The organism is Streptomyces sp. NPDC048424 (assembly GCF_040651555.1).
Lineage (GTDB): Bacteria > Actinomycetota > Actinomycetes > Streptomycetales > Streptomycetaceae > Streptomyces.
The window spans coordinates 151,581-171,900 of record NZ_JBEZKE010000009.1 but is presented as its reverse complement, the minus strand read 5'-3'; the positions used below and the strand labels follow the sequence as shown (position 1 = coordinate 171,900).

The window sequence follows — 20,320 nt, the reverse complement described above, 5'->3', positions numbered from 1 at the left end:
GGCAAGGCGACAGAATGCTTGTCACTCGTTCGCCTGAACCTCCATCAGGTGGACACATCCCCGTCGCGTTTGCTAGCCCTCTGACGTCTTGCCACCCGAACGAGTGGATCCTGCGGTCACGCCGGCCTTCACGCCCCCCGCGCCCTGGCCGCCGACCGTCGGCTTCCCGCCGCCCGAAGGCGCCTCGAATGATTCCAACGCCTCAAGAACGTCCTGGACACGGGAAATCTCCGCCTGAATGTCCTCGCGCCGACGCACCAGGACCTCCAGCTCACGGCGGCCCTCGTCGACGAGGCGTTCGGCTTCCGCCTTCGCCTCCGCGAGGGCGCTCTCGGCCTCCCGGGCCAGCTCCGCCTTCTTCTGCTCGGCCTCCTTGAGCAGGGCCTCCGCCTTGCGGACCGCCGCGATGCGCACCTTGCTCGCCTCGCTGCTCGCGTCCGACACCAGGGCCTTGGCCTTCGCCTCGGCCTCGACGCTCTGCTCGGTCGCCGCCCGCACCAGCTTGTCCACGCGCTCGCCGGCCGACTTCATCTGCTCGGCCGACTCCCGGCGGGCCCGCTCGTGCAGCTCCTCGACCTCGCCCTCGACGCGGCCGCGCAGCTCCTCCGCCCGCTCCCTTATGGCAGCGGCGTCCGTGCGCGCGCCGACCAGCAGCTCGTTCGCGTCCGTACGGGCCTTCTCCACCATGGAGTTGCCCTCGACGGTCGCCTCCGAGGTGATCCGCGCCGCCTCCTTGCGGGCCGCGTCGACCATCGCGTCGGCCTGCTCCTCGGCCGCCGTGGTGGCGGCGAGGGCCTGCTGCTGCGCGTCGCCCGTGAGCTTGTCGGCCTCCGCGGAAGCCTCCGTGATGAGCCGGTCGACCTGCTCCGCCGCCTCGCTGCGGCGCTTGTTGGCCGCCTCGCGGGCCTCGTCCAGCAGCCGCTCCGACTCCGTACGCGCCTCCGCGCGGATGCGCTCCGCCGCGGTCGCCGCCTCCGCCTTGACCCGCTCGGCCTCCGAGCGGGTACGGGTCGCGTGCTCCTGCGCCGAGGACAGCGCCTCCGACGCGTCCGCACGCAGCCGCTCGGCCTCGCCGGCCGCCTCGCCGACCGTGCGCTCGTTGTCCTTGCGGGTCCGCTCGGTGAGCTTCTCGGCCTCGGACGCGGCCTCGGCGATGAGCCGGTCCGCCTGCTCGGCCGCCTCGGTGCGCAACCGGTTCGCCTCGGCGCGCGCCTCGTCGAGCGTCTGCTCGGACTCCCGCTCCGCACTCGCCAGCGTCTCGTTGGCCGCGACCGTGACGCGGTCCGCCTCCGCGGTGGCCTCGCCGATGATCCGGCCGCCGTCCGCGCGGGCGTCGTCCAGGACCCGTGCCGCCTCGGCGCGCAGCCGCTCGGCTTCCGCCGCCGCCTCGCCGACCGTGGCCTCGTTGGCGGCCCGGGTCTCCTCGATGAGCCGGTCGCCCTCGGCGCGCGAGTCGAGAATGATCCTCGCGGCGTCGCGTTCGGCGCTCGCCAGGGTCTCCGCCGCCTGCGCCTTGAACCGTGCCGCGTCGGCGCCCAGCCGCTCGGCCTGCGCCGTCGCCTCGCCCACGGTGACCTCGTTGGCCGCCCGGGTCTCCTCGATGAGCCGGTCCGCTTCCGACGAGGCCTCGGTGATGAGCCGGTCGACCTGCTCCGCGGCCTCGGTCCGCAGCCGGTTGCCCTCGGCGCGGGCCTCGTCCAGGGTGCCGGCGGCCTCGACGCGGGCGGCCTCCGCCGCCTGCGCCGCCTCGGTCGTGATCCGCGAGGCCTCCGCCTCGGCCTCGGTGACCGTGGCCGCGTTCGCCGCGAGGGTCTCCTCGGTGAGCCGCTCGGCCTCCGCCGTCGCCTCGGCCGTGATCCGGGCGCCCTCGGCGCGCGCGGCCTCCAGGGACTCCGCCGCCTCGCCGCGGATGCGGTTCGCGTCGTCACGGGCATCGGCGCGGGTGCGCGCCGCGTCCCGCTCGGACGCGGCCAGCGCGTCCGTGGCCTCCGTACGAAGGCGCTGCGCGTACTCGGCGGTGTCGCCGCGCAGTTGCTCCGCCTCGGCGATGGCCTCGCCGACCGTCCGCTCCGCCAGCGCCTTCGCCGCGTCCGTCTCGGCCCGCGCCTCGCTGCGGATCCGGTTGGCGTCCTCGGTGGCCCGCTCCCGTTCCGCGTAGGCGTCGGAACGGACCCGGCCGGCCTCTTCCTCGGCCTCCGTCTTCGTACGCTCCGCCGCGTGCTCGGCGGCGTTGCGCAGCCCGGCGATCTCCTCCTCGGCCTGCTCGTGCAGACCGGCCACGGCGTCCCGCACCTGCTGGGCGGTGGCCTCCGCCGCCGACACCAGCTCCGACGCGCGGCGCTCGGCCTCCTCGGTCAGGCGGGCCGCCTCGGCCTGCGCCTCCTCCGAGCGGCGGCGGGCCGCCGCCAGCAGTTCCTCGCTCTGCTCGCGGGCCTGCGCCCGCTCCTGCTCCGCGTCGGTCCGGGCCGACGCCAGGGTCTCCTCGGACTCCCGGCGGCGCCGGGCGGCTTCCTCCTGCGCGGCGGCCAGGGCCTCCGCGGCCTCCTCGGCGACCCGCTCGGCCGCCGCCTTCGCCTCGGCGCGCAGCCGGTCCGCGGTCTCCTGCGCCTCCGAGCGCACCCGCTCCGCCTCGGCCTCGGCCTCGCCGCGCAGCCGTACGGCGACCTGCTCGGCCTCCGCGCGCACCCGCCCGGCGTCCTGCGCCGCTTCGGTGCGCAGCTGGTCGGCCTCCGCCTCGGACTGCGACTGCAGGGTGCGGATCCGCTCGGCCGCCTCGGCGCGCAGCCGGTCCGTCTCCTCCGCGGTCTCCCGGCGGATGTTCTCCGCCGCCCCGCGGGCATCGCGCAGCGTCTGCTCGGCCGTCGTCAGCCGGCTCTCGGCGTCGGTGTGCAGCCGTACGAGCTCCTCGTCGGCCTCCGCGCGCCGGGCGGCCACCGCCTGCTCGGTCTCCTCGCGCCGCGCGAGGGCGGCGGCGTCCGCCTCGGCCCGTACGGCCTCGGCGCGCTCCTCGGCCTCGTCGCGCAGCCGCTCGGCCTCGGCGCGGGTCCGCTCCAGGGTCTCCTCGGCCTGCTTGCGCAGGTTGCCGGCCCGCTCGACGGCCTCGGCGCGGACCCGCTCGCTCTCGGCGGTCGCCCCGCCGCGCAGCTCGTCCGCGTCCGCCTTGGCCTTGCCGAGCAGCTCCTCGGCGGTCCGGGCCGCCTCCTCGATCTGCTGGACGGCCTCGCGGCGGGCCTCGCCGCGGATCCGCTCGCCCTCGGCGACGGCCTCGGCGCGCAGCTGCTCGGCCTCGCCGCGCAGCCGCCGGGCCTCTTCCTGGAGTTCGACCGTGCGGGCCCGGTACTCCTCGGTGTCGTCCTTCGCGGCGCCCTTGAGCTCGTCCGCCGTGGCCGCGGCCTGCAGGCGCAGCCGGTCGGCCTCGGACTCGGCCTCGCGGCGGATCCGCTCGGCCTCCTCGGACGCGGCCCGGGTGGTGGCCCGGGCGTCCTCCGAGGCCTTGTTCAGTACGTCCTCGGCGGTGCGGGCGGCCTTCGCCAGCTGCGCCGCCATGTCCTCGGCCGCGGCCGTACGGGCCTGCTCGCCGGCCTCGGTACGCTGCCGCTCGGCGTCGGCGCGGGCGTCGGCCAGGGCCTGCTCGGCCTCCGTCTTGAGGGCCTCGGCCTCCTTGGTGGCCTCGCCGACCAGCCGGGCGACCTGCTCCTTGGCGGTGCGGGTGCGCTGCTCGTTGACGGACTCCGCGGACGCCAGCTGGCGGGCCGCGCTCTCCTTGGCCTCGGCGAGGACCCGTTCGGCCTCGGCCCGGGCCTCGCGCAGCGCGGACTCGGCCTCCTGCGCGCGGGACTCGGCCACCCGGCCGAGGTCCATGGTCTGCTGCCGGGTCTGCTCGGCCTCGGCGGAGGTGGTGGAGCGCAGCCGCTCCGCGTGCTCGGTGGCCTCCTGGGCCTGCGCGGAGGCGGCGGTCAGCAGCCGCTCGGCCTCCTTGCGGGCGCGCAGCAGGGTGGCCTCGGTCTCCGAACGGGCGGCCTCCGCGTCGGCGGCCATCCGGCGCCGGGTCTCCTCGGCGACCCGGGCGGCCTCGGCGCGGGCGGCGTTCAGGGACTGCTCGGCCTCGGCGCGGGACTCCTCCATGAGCCGGCGCGCCTGGGACTCCGTACGGGCGCGCAGCTGCTCGGCCCACGCCACGTTCTCGTTGACGTGCGCCTCGACGGTCTGGCGGCGCTCGTTGAGCTCCTGGTCCAGCCGCTGGCGGCGGTTGACGGCCTCGGCGTGCAGCTCCGCCTGCAGGCGCGCCTGGTGCTCGGCGTGCTCCTGGAGGATGCGCTGGGTCTGCGCCCGGGCGTCGCGCAGCTCGCGCTCGGCGTCGGAGCGCATCTGGTCGGCCTGGATCTGGGCATTGCGGAGCAGCTGCTCCGCCTGGTAGCCCATGTCCGCGCCGTCGTAGGCGGGGCGGGACGCCAGAGATCGGCGTACCTCGTGGAGCTTGGCGCGCAGCACCTCGACCTGGTATCCCAGGTCCTCAGCGTGCTGGACGGCCTTCCCGCGCTCCTTCTTCAGCCGCTCCATCTCGGCTTCGAAGCGCGAGAGATGGTCGGCCCCGGCCTGATGGCTCTCCTGGCTTTCGTAGCCCCGCACAGCGCGGTCCCATCCGTCCCCTGGTCGCAAGCTCACTCCCAAATGAGCATCGCTCGCCCGCTGAACGACGCCCCCGGGGGAATGGTGTCAGATACCGGGGCAGGGGTCACAGGCCCCGACCCCGTCTCCGCACCGAACCCCGGCCGAGCCATGGCCACTCTACCGGCCGGGGAATCGGGCCATCAGTGGTCCATCAGTGCTCGGGGTTGGAGGTGACCAGTTCGGTGAGGACGCCGTGGCAGTCCTTGGGGTGCAGGAAGGTGATCGAGGAGCCCATCGAGCCGGTGCGGGGCTGGTCGTAGAGGACGCGGACGCCCTTGCCGCGGATGGCCTCCGAGTCGCCCTGGACGTCCTCGGTGCCGAAGGCGATGTGGTGGACCCCCTCGCCGTTCTTGGCCAGCCACTTGCCCACCGCGGAGTCCTCGCGGGTGGGCTCCAGCAGCTGGAGGTAGGAGGCGCCGCCGTCGGACGTCTCGTTGATCTTCAACATGGCCTCGCGGACACCCTGCTCCTCGTTGACCTCGGAGTGGAACACCTCGAAGCCGTACGTGGCACGGTAGAACTCGACGGTTTTGTCCAGGTCGAAGCAGGCGATCCCGATGTGGTCGATTCTTGTCAGCATGGTGACAGTGCACCGCCGAAGGGGGCGGTCACGCAACGTGCGCGCGATCACACCGGCAGCCCGGTGACCGCTGCGGTACCGCCCAGTACATTCACGTAAACCCTCGTTCACTCCTCATCCAAGGGGCTGTGCCTCATGTCCGGATCGAACAACACCACTTCTGTGATCGTCGCCGGGGCCCGCACGCCCATGGGGCGGCTGCTCGGCTCGCTCAAGTCCTTCTCGGGTGCCGACCTCGGCGGCTTCGCCATCAAGTCCGCGCTGGACCGGGCCGGCATCTCCGGCGACCAGGTGCAGTACGTGATCATGGGCCAGGTGCTGCAGGCCGGCGCGGGCCAGATCCCCGCCCGTCAGGCGGCGGTCAAGGCCGGCATCCCGATGAACGTCCCCGCCCTCACCATCAACAAGGTGTGCCTCTCGGGCCTCGACGCCATCGCGCTCGCCGACCAGCTGATCCGCGCCGGTGAGTTCGACATCGTGGTCGCGGGCGGTCAGGAGTCCATGACCAACGCCCCGCACCTGCTGCCCAAGTCCCGTGAGGGCTTCAAGTACGGCGCCATCGAGATGCTCGACGCGATGGCCTACGACGGCCTGACCGACGCCTTCGAGAACATCGCGATGGGCGAGTCGACCGAGAAGCACAACACCCGCCTCGGCATCGAGCGCGCCCCGCAGGACGAGTTCGCCGCCGCCTCGCACCAGCGGGCCGCGGCCGCGCAGAAGAACGGCGTGTTCGAGGCCGAGATCACCCCGGTCGAGATCCCGCAGCGCAAGGGCGACCCGGTGATCTTCTCGGCGGACGAGGGCATCCGCCCCGAGACCACCGTGGAGTCCCTGGGCAAGCTGCGCCCCGCCTTCGCCAAGGACGGCACGATCACCGCCGGCACCTCCTCCCAGATCAGCGACGGCGCGGCCGCCGTGGTCGTGATGAGCAAGGCGAAGGCCGAGGAGCTCGGCCTGGAGTGGATCGCCGAGATCGGCGCCCACGGCAACGTGGCCGGTCCCGACAACTCCCTCCAGTCGCAGCCGTCCAACGCGATCCTGCACGCCCTGAAGAAGGAGGGCCTGGAGGTCTCCGACCTGGACCTCATCGAGATCAACGAGGCCTTCGCGGCGGTCGCCGTGCAGTCAATGAAGGACCTCGGCGTGACCCCGGAAAAGGTGAACGTCAACGGTGGCGCCATCGCCCTGGGCCACCCGATCGGCATGTCCGGTGCCCGTGTGGTGCTGCACCTGGCGCTGGAGCTCAAGCGCCGCGGCGGCGGGATCGGCGCGGCCGCGCTGTGCGGTGGCGGTGGCCAGGGCGACGCCCTGATCGTCCGCGTCGCCAAGTAGGCACCGCCGGGCCCCGATCGCGGGCGCCCGGCGGCCCGACCGTACCCGCACCCGTACCTGTACGAGAACCGAGGAGCGCAGCACGTATGACGGCGGTGGACGTCCCCCAGCTGGTGGCCCAGGCGCGCGAGGGCCGGCCGAGAGCGGTGGCCCGGCTGATCTCGCTGGTCGAGGGGGCGTCCCCGCAGCTGCGGGAGGTGATGGCCGCGCTGGCCCCGCTGACGGGCGGGGCGTACGTGGTCGGGCTGACGGGATCGCCCGGCGTCGGCAAGTCGACGTCGACCTCGGCGCTGGTGTCCGCGTACCGCAAGGCCGGGAAGCGCGTCGGCGTCCTCGCCGTCGACCCGTCGTCGCCCTTCTCGGGCGGCGCGCTGCTCGGCGACCGCGTGCGGATGTCGGACCACGCCTCCGACCCCGGGGTCTACATCCGCTCCATGGCCACCCGGGGGCACCTGGGCGGGCTGGCGTGGGCCGCCCCGCAGGCGATCCGGGTGCTGGACGCGGCCGGCTGCGAGGTGATCCTGGTCGAGACGGTCGGGGTCGGGCAGTCGGAGGTGGAGATCGCCTCGCAGGCCGACACCTCGGTGGTGCTGCTGGCCCCCGGGATGGGCGACGGGATCCAGGCCGCGAAGGCGGGGATCCTGGAGATCGGTGACGTGTACGTGGTGAACAAGGCGGACCGGGACGGCGCGGACGCGACGGCCCGGGAGCTGAACCACATGCTGGGGCTGGGCGAGGCGCGGGGCCGGGAGGACTGGCGGCCGCCGATCGTCAAGACGGTGGCCGCGCGCGGGCAGGGCATCGACGAGCTGGTCGAGGCGCTGGAGAAGCACCGGGCGTGGATGGACGAGCGGGGGGTGCTGGCCGAGCGGCGCGCGGCGCGGGCCGCCCGCGAGGTGGAGACCATCGCCGTGACGGCCCTGCGGGCGCGGATGGCGGACCTGCGCGGAGACGCGCACCTGGACGCGCTGGCCGCCAGGGTCGCCGTGGGCGAGCTGGATCCGTACGCGGCGGCGGACGCGCTGCTGGCGACGCTGACGGAGGCCTGAGAGCCCCGGCAGCGGCACGTGCGGCGCCGCTGCCGGGGCTCTGGCCGGGTCGAGGCCGGGCCGGGTCGAATTCGGGCCGGGACCGTCAGGAGTTCTGGTCCTGGTCCTCGTCGTTCGAGTCGGAGTCAGAGTTCGAGTCGGGCTGTGCGGTGACCTTGCCGGTCGTGGGGTCCACGGAGGCGTCCCACGTCTTGCCGTCGGAGCCCCTGACCTCGACGTGCCAGTACGGGGCCTGGCCGTTGTCGTCGTCGGAGTCCCACTCGACGGTCCACGTCGTGCCCGGGTGGGCGGCCACGGCGGCCTTGGCGGCCTGCGCCGCGGTGATCTTGGCGGCGAGCAGGGCCTTGTGCTCGGAGGGAGTCTCGTCCGTGTCCACGTTCTCCCGGGTGACCTTGCCCGTGGAGGCGTCCACCTCGAGCTCGGCGTGGCCCTTGCCGTCCTTGGTGATCACGTCGACGTGCCAGACGTTGCCGTCCCGGTCGAGGGTCTCGACGACGCCCGGGTAGTTCTTGAGGGCGGCGGCGACGGCCTGCTCGGCCGTGACGTCGACCCGGGCGGCGGCCGCGTGGGCGGTTCTCGCCGTGTCGGCCGTGGCCGCGGCGGCGGTCGCCACGGGACCTGCCGCCACCAGGACCACGGACACGGCTGCTGAGACGAACACGTTGCGCTTCATAGGCTGGACCTCCTCAGGCCGGCCCGACGGGCACAGGGCCGGCAGCGAGCGTTCCCAGCCATTGTGAGGCCGATCACCGTCCGGGGCGCGACGAGAGCGCGCGGCCCGGACGGTCCCGGTCTCAGACCTTGCCGCGGGTGCCGCGCAGGTGCTCCGCGACCGGGGTCAGCGAGGCGCGCAGCGCCGCCAGGGCCTCCGGCGGCAGCAGGTCGATGAAGTGCTGGCGGACGGACGCCACGTGGTGCGGGGCGACCTTGCGCATCGTCTCCATGCCCTCGTCCGTGAGCACCGCGTACAGGCCGCGGCGGTCGGACTCGCAGTTCACCCGACGCACGAGGCCAGCCGTCTCCATGCGCGTGATCTGGTGCGACAGTCGGCTCTTGGACTGCAGGGTGGCGGTGGCGAGGTCGCTCATCCGCATCCTGTGGTCCTGCGACTCCGAGAGGTTCACGAGGATCTCGTAGTCGTTGTTGGTGAGTCCGAAAGGCTGGAGATCCTTTTCCAGCTGGTGCATCAGCAGTCTGCTGACGTCCAGGTGGGTGCGCCATGCGCACTGCTCGGCGTCGGTCAGCCAGGGGGTCCCCCCGGACGGAGTCTGGGGGAGGGTGGCCGTCTCGGTCTCCATGGTCTCCATGAATGAACTCTACCTAAAAAGTTGAATTACGTACAAAAATCGGAAGTCCTGATTGTCACAGTCCGAAGCGGCGCTGGAGATCACCCAGCTGTCCCGGCATCCGCGGCACGCCCAGCTGACCCAGCGGGCCCTGGCCGGCCCCCGGAACGCCCTGCGCGTTGCCCGTGGCCGCACCCGCGCCGACCGCGCCGACCGCCTGCTCCGCCATCAGCATCTCCGACGACTGCAGCAGTACCGTCCCGGCTCCGACGAACTCGAACTGGTGCTCCTCGCCCGAGCTGCCCCCGATGCCGGTCAGCGAGCGCAGGCCGCCCAGCACGCCCGACATGTAGCCGTGGTCGTAGTGGTGGCACGGCGAAGGGCAGTCCGCCCAGCCCACCAGCGCCTGCGGGTCCACGCGCAGCGGCGGCTCCATGAACACCACCGGCCCGTTGGACGCCGCCACGAACTTCCCGGTTCCGATCAGCGTCAGGAAGCCCGGGACGATCGACTGCTTCAGCGCCAGCGAGGGCTGGTAGGCGAGCAGGTTGCCCGACCGGATCGTCAGGTTGCCGTTGTCCAGGTCGTACGAGTTCACGTCGAAGGCCCGGTCGGCCAGCAGCATCTTGCCCGAGCCCTCGGCGACCACCCAGTCGCTCGCGTGCAGCGGGGAGTGGAAGCTGGTCCGCAGCAGGCGGTCGAAGCGCCCGTTGCCGATGCCGTTGAACTCGATGTGCCCGTAGTACGAGATCATCTTGCCCTTCTGCAGGAACCACTGGCTCCCCTTGAGCTCCACGCAGAAGGTGTAGGCGTTCACGTTGTCGTCGGAGGGCAGCGTGTACGGGTCGAAGACCGTCGGGCCGCCCGGTCCGCCGGTCACAGGGCCAAAGTTCACAGCTTCTCCTCGGAGGCCTGTACGTACACCGCGCCCTGGCCGGACAGCTCCAGCTGGAACGCCTCACCCGAGCCGCGCCCCACCATGTCCCGCCAGCCCAGCGCGGTGGAGAGCTTGTTGCGCACGTCGCCGTGGTGGGCGACGTACGCCTGCGGGTCCACGTGGATCGGGCGCTGAGGGGTGATGGGGAGCTCGATGACCCCGCCGTGGGCCATCACGGCGACCGAGCCGTGGCCCTTGAGGGTGGTGGTGAACAGGCCCTGGCCGGTCACCTGGCCGCGGACCATGCCCATGGCCCCGCCCTGGGAGCCCATGAACATCGTGCCCTGCTGCAGGGAGCCGTCGAAGGCGAGCAGCCGGTCGGCCTCGACGTAGAGGGTCTCGCCGGTCAGGTTGATCACCTGGATGTGGTGGCCGCCGTGGCCGAACATCACGGTGCCGCTGCCCTCGACCGTCATCAGCGGGGTCTGCTCGTTCGCCACCCGGCGCCCGATCATGCCCATGACCCCGCCCTGACCGCCCGTCAGGCTCGGGGTGAAGGAGACCTCGCCGCGGTACGCGAGCATGGCGCCGCGCTGGCTGAACATCTTCTGGCCCGGCGCGACCTGCGCCTCGACCATCTTCGAGTTGATCTCGCGGAACGGCATCAGATGTCGCCCCCGACGGTGTTGCGCTCGCTGGGCTGCACGTACACCAGGCCCTCGCCCTCGAACCGGATCTGGAACGCCTCGCCGGAGCCCTCGCCGATCAGCGTGCGGAAGTTCACGCCGGACTGGAAGGACTGCTGGAGGTTGCCGGTGTGCGCGATGTACGCCCCCGGGTCGACGGAGAGCGGGTATTGGGCGCTCACGCGCAGCACCACCGCCGGACCGTCGGACATGATGGCCGCCTGGCCGGAGCCCTCGACGGTCGTGGTGAAGAGACCGTTGCCCGTCGTCGCGCCGCGCAGGCCGGTGAAGGTGGTGCCGGTGCGCAGACCGGCGTCGGTGCACAGCAGGTTGCTGGACTCGACGTAGAGCTTCTCGCCGCGCAGATTGACCAGATTGATCTCGCTGGCGCGGTCGGCGAAGAAGCAGGTGCCGTGCCCCTGTACCTCCATCACCGTCATCTGTTCGCCGGTCAGCCGGCGGGTCACCATGCCGCGGAGGCCTTCGCCACCGCCGGTCATCTTCTTGAAGGCCATCTGCCCGTCGTACGCGACCATGGAGCCGTTCTTCGCTTTCACGGCATCCCCGGTCAGGTCGACGGCCAGCACCTTGCTGCCTTGGAGTCGGAACTGAGCCACGGGATGACGTTATCGGCAGCGGGCGAACCCGAACAGAGCCCCGTGGCCGATATATGCCACACCTGGTCGATATGGGGGCGATGCCGGGGCGGTCCGGGCCCGCCGCGGAGGGGGAGGGGCCGGGTCAAGATCCCGCAAAGCGGCTGAGACACTGGATCCGACCCAGGCCTCCACCCCGAAGGTTGAACGTGGACATCAAGACCGCCTCCGCCCTGCACCGTCTGCGACTCATCTCCGTTCCGGAGGCGCTGTCGTTCCCGGCCCTGCTGATCTTCGGCTCCCTGCTGAGCCGGATCTCGGACATCGACTACCTGATGATGCCGCTCGGCGCCATCCACGGGATCCTCTTCCTCGCCTACCTGGTCCTCCTGCTGGACGTCTGGACCAAGGCGAAGTGGCCGGTGAAGCGGGTCCTGCTGTTCTTCGTCCTCTCGCTGGTGCCCTTCGGCGGGCTGTACGGCGACAAGCTGCTCAAGCGTGAAGAGGCCGACAGCGTGATGGCGGCCCGCGCGCGACAGGTGGCGGAAGCGTGATCGTCGCGTTCTCGGTGACCCCGCTCGGGGTCGGTGAAGAGGTCGGCGAGTACGTCGCCGACGCGGTCCGGGTGGTCCGCGAGTCGGGGCTGCCGAACCGTACGGACGCCATGTTCACGACCATCGAGGGTGAGTGGACCGAAGTCATGGACGTGGTCCGGCGTGCGGTGGCCGCGGTCGAGGAGCGGGCGCCGCGGGTCTCGTTCATCCTCAAGGCCGACATCCGGCCGGGCGTGAGCGACGGGATCACGTCGAAGGTGGAGACGGTGGAGCGGCACCTCGCCGGGGGCTGATGCGCCGCTGGCCTCCCGGCTGGGGGTGCCTTCGTGTGTGCGGGCCCGGTGGTGGGGCCCCGGGCTGCGCCCGGGCTTCCTGGGGCTCCGCCCCAGACCCCGCGCCTCAAACGCCGGCGGGGCTGAAAGAGCGCCTCAAACGCCGGCGGGGCTGAAAGAGCGCCTCAAACGCCGGCGGGGCTGGATCGGGCGGCGGGGCTGGATGGGGTGCGCCTGGTGTCTACTCCGTGGCGCGGCGGGCCAGGCCCAGGGCGTAGGAGGGCCACCAGGTGCCGGCCGGTGGGCCGCCGTGGCAGGGGCCGTCGGATTCGCCCGGTGGTTTGATCCACAGGTACGCGTCGACGAGCGGGTCGGTCGTGCGGTCGGTCGGCGGGGTGCCGAGGGCGCGGCCCGGCGGGTTGCACGAGGCCTGGGCGCGGTCGCCCGGTGGCGGGCCGTCGCCGCCCCGGCCGGTGTCGATGACGAAGTGTTTGTTCCCGGTCCGCTCGGAGATCCTGGCGCCGTAGGCCCGGGCGGCCGCGTCGGGCTGGAAGCCGGAGACGTTGACGGCGAAGCCGTCCGCGTGCTCCAGGCCGGCCTTCGAGAGCGGGGTCACGAGGTCCGTCGGGTTCTTGACCGAGGCCGGATCGCCCGCGTCCAGGTAGACCTTGGTGTTCCGGTTCCGCTTGAGCCGGTCGACGGCCTCGGAGAGCAAGCGGTAGCGCTCCGCGTGGTGTTCGGCCCGGGTGCAGCCGTCGACGGTGTGCGCGAGCGCGCCCGGCTCCAGGATGACGACGGCCCGGGTGGTCCCGATGCCGTCGGCGAAGGCGCCGATCCAGTCGCGGTACGCCCGGGCGTTCGCGGCGCCGCCGGGGCGCGGCCCGCCGCAGTCGCGGTACGGGATGTTGTGCGCGGCGAGCAGCAGGGTCCGCCCGGCGGCCCGGGCCCCCGCCCCGGCCCGGCGGATCTCGGCCCCCGGGTCACCGCCGGGTCCCCACAGGGCCGTCGGCCGGTCCGCGATCCTGCGCAGCACCTGGGCGTCGCTGTTGCGGCCGGCCGCCTCCCAGGCGGCGACCTGCCGGGCGGCCTTGCTCCCCGGGTCCACCCAGTACGGGGACTCGGCGGCGGGCGCGCCGGGCGAGGGGGCCGCGGGGGAACCGGGTGCGGGCGGGGGTCCGTCGGAGCAGGCCGGGGCGGCGGCGAGCAGCAGGAGGAGGCCGAGGACGGAGTGGAGGCGGCGTCTGGGGGCGGCGGAGGGCATCCGGCTTCCTCGGGACGAAGGGTCGGGCAGCGGACCGGGATATCGTGACATAACGGTCAGTTGTCGTCCCCTTACGACACCGTGGGGTCGCCGCTCGCGAGGGCGATGGCCAGCGGGGTGCGCTCGTAGAGCACCTGGTGGCCGTGGCGGGCGGAGATGAGCAGGCCCGCCGCGTGCAGGGTGCCCAGATGCGCCGAGACCGTGGACGGGGCGAGGCCGAGCCGGTGGGCCAGCGCCGTGGTGGAGGACGGTTCGTCCAGCGCGCACAGCACGTCGGCCCGGGCCCGCCCCAGCAGGCGGGCGAGCGCGGCCGGGGTGTCCTCCCGTACCGGGGTCCACAGGGCGCCGATGCCGCGGGCCGGATAGACCACGGTCGGCTGCCAGGGCGGGTCGAAGCCGCCCGCGATCTGCGGCCAGACGAAGGCGCTCGGCATGAGGACGAGGCCATGGCCGCCCAGGACGCGTTCGTGGTGCGACGGCCGCTCGATGGTCAGGGTCAGGGAGGCGGCGTCCCACGAGAGGTCGGGGTGCAGACCGTCGAAGAGCGACTCCAGGCCGCCGGCCGCGAGGCGGCGCGTGTGGAAGAGGACGTCGGCCTCCAGCAGGGCCCGCAGCCGCGGCCAGTGCGGCTCGACCAGGACGCTCCAGGCCCGTTCGATCAGATCGGCCAGCTCCTGCACCGACCGCGCCGGATCGGCGAGCAGGGCCCGGCCCGCTTCGCTGTCGAGCGCGCCCGGCGTGCAGGCCAGGGCCTTGCGCATGTCCTCGCGCGCCGCGGCCGGATCGGCCGCGCGGATCAGCGCGAGCTCCTCCTCGAAGGTGACTCCGGGGCCGCTCGGCGGCGGACTGATGAAGTCCGTACTGTGCCCCCGGCGCGGCATCAGCAGCCACAGCGGCCGCAGGTCCAGCCCGTCGGCCGCGGCCCGGATCCGTCGCAGCCAGGGCAGGTGGTAGCCCTGCCGGTCCGGGCGGTTCAGGGTGCGCACCGCCTCCTGCGTCTCCCACGCGGGCGACAGGGCGAACCGGCACCGCAGCAGGTCCCGGTGCCCGAAGCGATGGTGCAGGCCCATCCCCGCTCCTTTCCTCACACGTGTGCGCCACCTCAATATTCGGGTACGGACGAATCTCTGGGGCGCCGCACCCCGGGCGCGGACGCTGGGCCCATGCCAGCCGACACCCAGACGCCCGAGCGGTCCACGCCGTCACCGGGCTACCGCTCCGTCTTCCGGACCCGCGAGTTCCGTCCCGTCTTCGCCGCCCACCTGCTGTCCGTGCTCGGTGTCGTCGTCGCCGAGATCTCCCTCACCGTGCTCGTCTACCGCGCCACCGGCTCACCCCTGATGAGCGCGCTCACCTTCGCCCTGGGCTTCCTCCCGTACGCCCTCGGCGGGACCCTGCTCGCCGGGATGGCCGACCGCCACCCCGCCCGGCGGGTGCTCGTCGTGTGCGACCTGGTCTGCGCGGCCTGCGCGACGGCCATGATCCTGCCGGGCACCCCCGTCGCCGTGCTGCTCGTCCTGCGCTGCGCGATGGCCTTCGTGGCACCGCTCTTCCAGGGCACGCGCAACGCCTCCCTCGCCGACATCCTCGGCCCCGGCGACACCTTCGTCCTGGGCCGCTCGCTGATGCGCATGGTGGCCCAGAGCGCCCAGCTCGTCGGCTTCGGCCTCGGCGGGCTGCTGCTCACCGTGCTCGCGCCGCGCGGGGCCATCGCCCTCACCGCCGCCGGATTCCTCGCTTCCGCCCTGCTGTTGCGCCTGGGCACCCGCAGCCGGCCCGCCCGTACGCGCACCCGTACCTCCCCGCTCGCCGGACTGCGCGCCGTCCTCGGCCGGCGCCGGCTGCGCGCGCTCACCCTGCTGTTCTGGCTGCCGCCCGTCTTCGTCGTGGTGCCCGAGGCGCTGCTCGCCCCGTACGTCGACGGCATCGGCGCCGGCACCGCCGTCCTCGGGCTGCTGATGTGCGCGATGCCCGTCGGCACCATCGCCGGCGAACTCTGGGCCGGCTCCGCCCTCACCGCCCGAACGCGATCGCGGATCGTGGCCCCGCTCGCCGCCGCCGGTCTGCTGCCGCTCCTGCTCTTCGCCGCCCGGCCGGGCGTGCCCCTCGTCCTGGCCGCGCTGCTGCTCGCCGGGCTCGCCCACGCCTACACCCTCGGGCTGGACCAGTGGTACGTCGACGCCGTGCCCGAGGAGCTGCGCGGACAGGCGATGACCCTGCTCAGCACCGGTCTGATGACCCTCCAGGGCGTGGGCATGGCCCTGGCCGGCCTCGCCGCCGAGTTCCTGCCGGTGCACGCGGTCGTCACGGGATCCGGGATCCTCGGCACGGCCGTCGTCCTGCTGCTCCTCGCCGAACTCCGGGCAGCCGCACGCGAGGAGGAGGGACTGAAGGATGAGACGCCCCTCGCCGCGAAGTGACCTCCCGGTAGGGTCGGACCCGTGCCCAAGCCGCTCAGCCTTCCCTTCGATCCCATCGCCCGCGCCGACGAGCTCTGGCAGCAGCGCTGGGGGCCCGTGCCCTCGATGGCCGCGATCACCTCGATCATGCGCGCGCACCAGATCCTGCTCGGCGAGGTCGACGCGGTGGTCAAGCCCTACGGGCTGACCTTCGCGCGGTACGAGGCCCTGGTGCTGCTCACCTTCTCCAAGGCCGGGGAGCTGCCGATGTCGAAGATCGGCGAGCGTCTGATGGTCCACCCGACCTCGGTGACGAACACCGTGGACCGGCTGGTGAGGTCCGGGCTGGTCGACAAGAGGCCCAACCCGAACGACGGCCGCGGCACCCTCGCCTCCATCACGGAGAAGGGCCGCGAGGTGGTCGAGGCGGCCACGAAGGACCTGATGGCGGTCGAGTTCGGCCTCGGCGCCTACGACGCGGAGGAGTGCGCGGAGATCTTCGCGCTGCTGCGCCCGCTGCGGGTGGCCGCCGCGGACTTCGAGGAGTCCTGAGGCGGACCCTGGGCCGTCCCGCGATCACCGGGGCCGCGTCAAGATCGAGCAAAACGGACGGTTAGGCTCGTCCGCATGAAACGAAGCGTGCTGACCCGCTACCGCGTCATGGCCTACGTGACCGCGGTCATGCTCCTGATCCTCTGTGCCTGCATGGTGGCGAAGTACGGCTTCGACACCGGCGCCGGCCTGACCTTCGCGGTCTCGCAGGCCCACGGCGTCCTCTTCATGATCTACCTGGTCTTCGCCTTCGACCTGGGCTCCAAGGCCAAGTGGTCCTTCGGAAAGCTGCTCTGGGTGCTCGTGTCGGGCACGATTCCGCTGGCCGCCTTCTTCGTCGAGCGCAAGGTCCGCGCCGAGGTGGAACCGCTGGTCAGCGACTCGCTGGCGACCGCGAAGGCCTGATACGAGGCGAACGTCACCCACCCCCGGGGCGGGTCCCCGGGGGTTTGCCATCGACATTTACTAGGACGTCCTAGTAAATTCATGGGTATGGACGCTGACGCCATCGAGGAGGGCCGCCGTCGCTGGCAGGCCCGGTACGACAAGGCCCGCAAGCGCGAGGCCGATTTCACGACGCTCTCCGGAGATGACGTCGACCCCGTCTACGGGCCCCGGCCCGGCGACGCGTACGAGGGGTTCGAGCGCATCGGGTGGCCGGGGGAGTACCCGTACACCCGGGGGCTCCACGCCACCGGCTACCGCGGGCGGACCTGGACCATCCGGCAGTTCGCCGGGTTCGGCAACGCCGAGCAGACCAACGAGCGCTACAAGATGATCCTGGCCGCCGGCGGCGGCGGGCTCTCCGTGGCCTTCGACATGCCGACCCTCATGGGGCGCGACTCCGACGACCCCCGCTCGCTGGGCGAGGTCGGGCACTGCGGGGTCGCCATCGACTCCGCCTCCGACATGGAGATCCTGTTCAAGGACATCCCGCTCGGTGACGTCACGACCTCGATGACGATCTCCGGCCCCGCCGTGCCCGCCTTCTGCATGTACCTGGTCGCCGCCGAGCGGCAGGGCGTGGACCCCGCCGTGCTCAACGGCACGCTCCAGACCGACATCTTCAAGGAGTACATCGCCCAGAAGGAGTGGCTCTTCGAACCCGAGCCGCACCTGCGCCTCATCGGCGACCTCATGGAGTACTGCACGAAGGGCATCCCGGCCTACAAGCCGCTGTCCGTCTCGGGCTACCACATCCGCGAGGCCGGGGCCACGGCCGCGCAGGAGCTCGCCTACACCCTCGCCGACGGTTTCGGGTACGTGGAGCTCGGCCTCTCGCGCGGCATGGACGTGGACGCCTTCGCTCCCGGCCTCTCCTTCTTCTTCGACGCGCACCTCGACTTCTTCGAGGAGATCGCCAAGTTCCGCGCCGCCCGCCGTATCTGGGCGCGCTGGATGAAGGAGGTCTACGGGGCGAAGAGCGAGAAGTCGATGTGGCTGCGGTTCCACACCCAGACCGCCGGCGTCTCCCTGACCGCGCAGCAGCCGTACAACAACGTCGTGCGCACCGCGGTGGAGGCGCTCGCGGCCGTCCTCGGCGGCACCAACTCCCTGCACACCAACGCCCTCGACGAGACCCTCGCCCTGCCGAGCGAGCAGGCGGCCGAGATCGCCCTGCGCACCCAGCAGGTGCTGATGGAGGAGACCGGCGTCGCCAACGTGGCGGACCCGCTGGGCGGTTCCTGGTTCGTGGAGCAGCTCACCGACCGCATCGAGGCCGACGCCGAGAAGATCTTCGAGCAGATCAAGGAGCGCGGCCTGCGCGCCCACCCGGACGGGCAGCACCCCATCGGGCCGATCACCTCGGGCATCCTGCGCGGCATCGAGGACGGCTGGTTCACCGGGGAGATCGCCGAGTCCGCCTTCCAGTACCAGCGGTCGCTGGAGAAGGGCGACAAGCGGGTCGTCGGCGTCAACGTCCACCACGGGTCGGTCACCGGGGACCTGGAGATCCTCCGGGTCAGCCACGAGGTGGAGACCGTCCAGGTACGGGAGCTGACGGCGCGCAAGGACCGGCGCGACGACGCCAAGGTCACCGCCTCCCTGAAGGCGATGCTCGACGCCGCCCGGGACGGGTCGAACATGATCCCGGCCATGCTGGACGCGGTGCGCGCCGAGGCCACGCTGGGCGAGATCTGCAACGTCCTGCGCGACGAGTGGGGCACCTACACGGAGCCGCCCGGCTTCTAGCCCCTTCCCGCACGGTGTGAAACGGCCGGCCGAGGTGCCCAGTACGGGCGCCGCGGCCGGCCGTTTCGTCGCTCAGGCCGCGGCGGGGCCGCGGAGGCCGTGCATCAGGAGGGCCGTGAAGGTGGCCACCCAGAGTTCGTCCACCGGCTCGGAGCTCACCAGGGCGCGGTGCACCACCGTGCCCGCGATCACGTCGAAGATCAGGTCCGTGGTGCGGCCCGCGAGGGACTCGTCCTCCTCGTACGGGAGTTCGCCGCGGGCCTGGGCCCGTTCGCGACCCAGTACGACGAGACGTTTCTGCCGGTCCACGATCGCCGATCGGATCCGGTCGCGCAGGGCCTCGTCCCGGGTGGACTCGGCGACGACCGCCATCAGGGCCGTACGGGCCTCCGGGCGCCGCAGCAGCGCCGCGAACTGCAGGACGACGTTCTCGATGTCGGCTTCGAGGGAGCCCCGGTCCGGGAGTTCGAGCGCGTCGAAGAGCTCCGCCACCGCGTCCACGACCAGCTCGTTCTTGCCCGCCCAGCGCCGGTAGAGGGTGGTCTTGGCGACCCCCGCGCGGGCCGATACGTCGCCCATCGTCAGCTTCGACCAGCCCAGCTCCACCAGTGCGTCCCGGGTCGCGGCGAGGATGGCGGCGTCCGCTGCGGCGCTGCGGGGACGACCGGTGCGGCCGGGGCTGGGGTTGCGCATGGCCGAGACCATACCCGCCGGTAGCCGGGGCGGCCGCTGTGGTTCAGATCACGGGCCGCGAAAGGACCCGGACGGCCGCCGGGAGAGTTACGCTACGGCTCGTAGCGTAAGAGCGACAACCACGCGAAGGGCTACAGGCGCCAGGTGGGGACCCGGCGCCGATCAACACCACGACCAGTATCACGACCAGCACCACGATCGCGACGGACGCCGCTACGGCCAATTCACGCGATCTTTTTCGTCGGCGCGCGCACACGGGGGAGGATGTACGCATGCAGCCCAGAAACATGTCCATGAGCGGCGTCGTCGACCTCGCCGCGGTGAAGGCGGCCGGCGAGGCCAAGGCCAAGGCCGAGCAGGCCCGCGCCGAAGCGGCACGCCAGGCCGGCCAGGGTGGCGGGGCGGGCCCGTCCGCCGGTGCGGTGCCGCCGTCCGCGCTCGTCATCGACGTAGACGAGGCCGGCTTTGAACGCGATGTGCTCCAGCTCTCCGCCGAGGTTCCGGTCGTCCTGGACTTCTGGGCCGAGTGGTGCGAGCCGTGCAAGCAGCTCAGCCCGCTGCTGGAGCGTCTGACCGTCGAGGCGAACGGCCGCCTCGTGCTGGCCAAGGTCGACGTCGACGCCAACCAGATGCTGATGCAGCAGTTCCAGATCCAGGGCATCCCGGCCGTCTTCGCCGTGGTCGCCGGTCAGGTCCTGCCGCTCTTCCAGGGAGTGGCGCCCGAGCAGCAGATCCGCGACACCCTGGCCCAGCTGGTGCAGGTCGCCGAGGAGCGCTTCGGGATCATCGGCATCGAGGTGGACCCGAACGCGGAAGGGGCCGCTCCGGCCGCCGCCGTCGAGGCCGAGGCCCCGGCCGGCCCGTACGACGCCCTGCTGGAGGCGGCCGTCGTCGCGCTGGACGCCGGTGATCTGGGCGGCGCGGTGCAGGCGTACAAGAACGTGCTCGCGGACGACCCGGCCAACACCGAGGCCAAGCTGGGCCTGGCCCAGGCCGAGCTCCTCGCCCGCGTTCAGCACATGAACCCGCAGGCGGTGCGTGCCGCGGCGGCCGAGAACCCGAAGGACCCGGCGGCCCAGATCGCCGCGGCCGACCTGGACCTGGTCGGCGGTCACGTGGAGGACGCCTTCGGTCGTCTGGTGGACACCGTCCGCGTCACGTTCGGTGAGGACCGCGATGCCGTGCGGCTGCGGCTGCTGGAGCTGTTCGAGGTCATCGGCGCCGACGACCCGCGGGTGTCCGCGGCGCGTACGGCGCTCGCGCGGGTGCTCTTCTAGGCCCGATCTGGCCCGATCCGGCCCGCTCCGGGTGGCCGA

19 protein-coding genes are annotated in these 20,320 nt (G+C 72.6%); 9 read left to right on the top strand and 10 right to left on the bottom strand.

Translation table 11 applies throughout. The features are described 5' to 3' along the window. Window positions 1-72: 72 nt before the first annotated feature. Window positions 73-4,629: a polarized growth protein Scy gene (scy, locus tag AB0D29_RS15675; RefSeq protein WP_362854576.1), complete on the bottom strand. Its 4,557-nt coding sequence runs from the start codon at window positions 4,627-4,629 to the stop codon at window positions 73-75. A 193-nt stretch (window positions 4,630-4,822) separates the two neighbouring features. Beyond that, window positions 4,823-5,251, bottom strand: a complete 429-nt coding sequence (gene mce / locus AB0D29_RS15670) for a methylmalonyl-CoA epimerase (protein ID WP_008738238.1) — start codon at window positions 5,249-5,251, stop codon at window positions 4,823-4,825. Window positions 5,252-5,386: 135 nt separating this feature from the next. Here mce and AB0D29_RS15665 point away from each other — a divergent pair, with 135 nt between their 5' ends. Both AB0D29_RS15665 and meaB read left to right on the top strand, forming a co-directional pair. Next, window positions 5,387-6,586 (top strand): acetyl-CoA C-acetyltransferase, encoded by a 1,200-nt coding sequence (locus AB0D29_RS15665; protein ID WP_362854574.1) that lies wholly within the window; start codon window positions 5,387-5,389, stop codon window positions 6,584-6,586. 86 nt (window positions 6,587-6,672) lie between these two features. Beyond that, a complete protein-coding gene (gene meaB, locus AB0D29_RS15660) occupies window positions 6,673-7,635 on the top strand; it encodes a methylmalonyl Co-A mutase-associated GTPase MeaB (protein ID WP_030708186.1) in 963 nt (320 codons plus the stop codon). Between the two features lie 85 nt (window positions 7,636-7,720). Here meaB and AB0D29_RS15655 read toward each other — a convergent pair whose 3' ends face one another. The 5 genes from AB0D29_RS15655 to AB0D29_RS15635 form a co-directional block, all read right to left on the bottom strand. Then, complete coding sequence (locus AB0D29_RS15655) at window positions 7,721-8,308, bottom strand: PepSY domain-containing protein (protein WP_362854572.1); 588 nt, start codon at window positions 8,306-8,308, stop codon at window positions 7,721-7,723. A gap of 121 nt (window positions 8,309-8,429) precedes the next feature. Then, entirely contained in the window at window positions 8,430-8,933 is a 504-nt protein-coding gene (locus AB0D29_RS15650; RefSeq protein ID WP_362854713.1) for a MarR family transcriptional regulator, read from the bottom strand. Between the two features lie 64 nt (window positions 8,934-8,997). After that, window positions 8,998-9,801 carry an AIM24 family protein gene (locus AB0D29_RS15645; protein ID WP_362854711.1) on the bottom strand — a complete coding sequence of 268 codons (804 nt, stop codon included), beginning with the start codon at window positions 9,799-9,801 and terminating at the stop codon, window positions 8,998-9,000. Window positions 9,802-9,812: 11 nt separating this feature from the next. Beyond that, a complete protein-coding gene (locus AB0D29_RS15640; protein ID WP_362854571.1) occupies window positions 9,813-10,463 on the bottom strand; it encodes an AIM24 family protein in 651 nt (216 codons plus the stop codon). Further along, window positions 10,463-11,101: an AIM24 family protein gene (locus tag AB0D29_RS15635; protein WP_030009698.1), complete on the bottom strand. Its 639-nt coding sequence runs from the start codon at window positions 11,099-11,101 to the stop codon at window positions 10,463-10,465. The genes AB0D29_RS15640 and AB0D29_RS15635 overlap by 1 nt, the downstream gene beginning before the upstream one ends. 188 nt (window positions 11,102-11,289) lie before the next feature. On the opposite strand from AB0D29_RS15635, the gene AB0D29_RS15630 reads away from it, so the two are divergent. Together AB0D29_RS15630 and AB0D29_RS15625 are read left to right on the top strand one after the other, a co-directional pair. Continuing rightward, window positions 11,290-11,634 carry a DUF3817 domain-containing protein gene (locus AB0D29_RS15630; protein ID WP_362854570.1) on the top strand — a complete coding sequence of 115 codons (345 nt, stop codon included), beginning with the start codon at window positions 11,290-11,292 and terminating at the stop codon, window positions 11,632-11,634. Further along, window positions 11,631-11,927 (top strand): MTH1187 family thiamine-binding protein, encoded by a 297-nt coding sequence (locus AB0D29_RS15625; protein WP_362854568.1) that lies wholly within the window; start codon window positions 11,631-11,633, stop codon window positions 11,925-11,927. Before AB0D29_RS15630 ends, AB0D29_RS15625 begins: the two co-directional genes overlap by 4 nt. A 220-nt stretch (window positions 11,928-12,147) precedes the next feature. Here the strand turns inward: AB0D29_RS15625 and AB0D29_RS15620 are convergent, their stop codons facing one another. Together AB0D29_RS15620 and AB0D29_RS15615 are read right to left on the bottom strand one after the other, a co-directional pair. Beyond that, a complete protein-coding gene (locus AB0D29_RS15620) occupies window positions 12,148-13,167 on the bottom strand; it encodes a glycoside hydrolase family 6 protein (RefSeq protein ID WP_362854566.1) in 1,020 nt (339 codons plus the stop codon). 71 nt (window positions 13,168-13,238) lie between these two features. Beyond that, complete coding sequence (locus tag AB0D29_RS15615; protein ID WP_362854565.1) at window positions 13,239-14,237, bottom strand: DUF5937 family protein; 999 nt, start codon at window positions 14,235-14,237, stop codon at window positions 13,239-13,241. A 93-nt stretch (window positions 14,238-14,330) separates the two neighbouring features. Between AB0D29_RS15615 and AB0D29_RS15610 the strand changes: the two genes are divergently transcribed. From AB0D29_RS15610 to AB0D29_RS15595, 4 genes are all read left to right on the top strand, one after another. Then, window positions 14,331-15,587, top strand: coding sequence for an MFS transporter (locus tag AB0D29_RS15610; RefSeq protein WP_362854564.1), 1,257 nt, complete (start codon window positions 14,331-14,333; stop codon window positions 15,585-15,587). A gap of 21 nt (window positions 15,588-15,608) precedes the next feature. Further along, a complete protein-coding gene (locus AB0D29_RS15605; protein ID WP_351304292.1) occupies window positions 15,609-16,118 on the top strand; it encodes a MarR family transcriptional regulator in 510 nt (169 codons plus the stop codon). 75 nt (window positions 16,119-16,193) lie between these two features. After that, entirely contained in the window at window positions 16,194-16,523 is a 330-nt protein-coding gene (locus AB0D29_RS15600) for a DUF3817 domain-containing protein (RefSeq protein WP_030708204.1), read from the top strand. A gap of 87 nt (window positions 16,524-16,610) precedes the next feature. Then, complete coding sequence (locus AB0D29_RS15595) at window positions 16,611-18,311, top strand: methylmalonyl-CoA mutase family protein (RefSeq protein WP_362854563.1); 1,701 nt, start codon at window positions 16,611-16,613, stop codon at window positions 18,309-18,311. 72 nt (window positions 18,312-18,383) lie between these two features. Here AB0D29_RS15595 and AB0D29_RS15590 read toward each other — a convergent pair whose 3' ends face one another. Continuing rightward, a complete protein-coding gene (locus AB0D29_RS15590; protein WP_361754978.1) occupies window positions 18,384-19,004 on the bottom strand; it encodes a TetR/AcrR family transcriptional regulator in 621 nt (206 codons plus the stop codon). A 272-nt stretch (window positions 19,005-19,276) separates the two neighbouring features. Between AB0D29_RS15590 and AB0D29_RS15585 the strand changes: the two genes are divergently transcribed. Next, window positions 19,277-20,281, top strand: a complete 1,005-nt coding sequence (locus AB0D29_RS15585; protein WP_362854562.1) for a tetratricopeptide repeat protein — start codon at window positions 19,277-19,279, stop codon at window positions 20,279-20,281. The last annotated feature ends 39 nt before the right edge of the window (window positions 20,282-20,320 follow it).